Genomic DNA, 1,011 nt, shown 5'->3' on the forward strand with positions numbered 1-1,011 from the left:
GGGCCCCCCGCGCCGCCTCACCCCCGCCCCCCCCGCGCCCCCCGGCGCGGCCGGGGCGCGCCCCCCCCGCCGGGGGGGGGGGGGCGCGCGCGATTCGCGCGAGCGCAGCGTCGCCGAGCTGCTCGACCCCGACCCCGCGGAGGAGCTGCGCCCGCGCGAGATCGCACGCTTCTACGGCGAGGCGCATCAGCGCCTGTCGGCGCCGCTGACCGCGCTGTCCTATGCCCTGGTGGCGCTGGCGGTCGCCCTGACCGGGCAGTTCCGCCGCCATGGCGGTGGCCTGCGTCTCGCGGTCGGCATCGGCATCACCGTGGCGCTGCTGGCGGTGGGGCTGACCATCGGCAACCTCGCGACGCGGGAGAACGCCTTCGTCTGGCTGATCTGGGTGCATGCCGTCGCGCCAGGCCTCGTCGCGCTGTGGTGGATGATCGGCGCGCCCGGCCTGCCGCGCCCGCGCCCGCGCCCGGCTTCGGCCTGACGGCGCATGACCTTCACGCCGACGCTGACGCTCTACGTCGCCCGCGGCTTCCTGGCCGCGACGCTGGTCATGCTGGCGGCGCTGACCGGCCTTGTCGCGCTGTTCGACTTCATCGAGCTGCTGCGCCGCGCGGCGACGCGGCCGAATGTCGGCTTCGACATCCCCGCCACCATCGCGGCGCTGCGCCTGCCCTTCGTCGCGCTGCAGATCCTGCCCTTCGCCATCCTGCTCGGCGGGATCGTCGCCTTCTGGCGGCTGACGCGGTCCTCCGAGCTGATCGTGGCGCGCGCGGCCGGCGTCTCGGCCTGGGGCTTCCTCACCGGGCCGGCGCTGGTCGCGCTGCTGCTCGGCACCGTCGCGGTGACCGGCCTCTCGCCGCTCTCCTCCATGATGCTGGCGCGGGCGGAACGCATGGACCAGACCTTCCTGCGCACCGGCGGCGGCCTCTCCTCGCTGGCCGGCGGGGGGGGGGGGGGGGGGCCCCCCCCCCCCCGGCGCGCACCCCCCGCGCGCGCGCGGCAGCACGCGCCGGC

At 77.6% G+C, this 1,011-nt stretch carries 2 protein-coding genes; both read left to right on the forward strand.

Going from position 1 to position 1,011, the window contains the following annotated elements; genetic code table 11:
* Positions 1-478: LptF/LptG family permease (locus AC1MIR_RS05330; RefSeq protein ID WP_480027149.1), on the forward strand; the 478-nt coding region annotated here is incomplete at its 5' end.
* 6 nt (positions 479-484) lie between these two features.
* On the forward strand, positions 485-1,011 hold a 527-nt coding region (locus tag AC1MIR_RS05335; RefSeq protein ID WP_480027150.1), incomplete at its 3' end, for an LptF/LptG family permease.

This window comes from Falsiroseomonas sp. RANM36, from assembly GCF_056682175.1.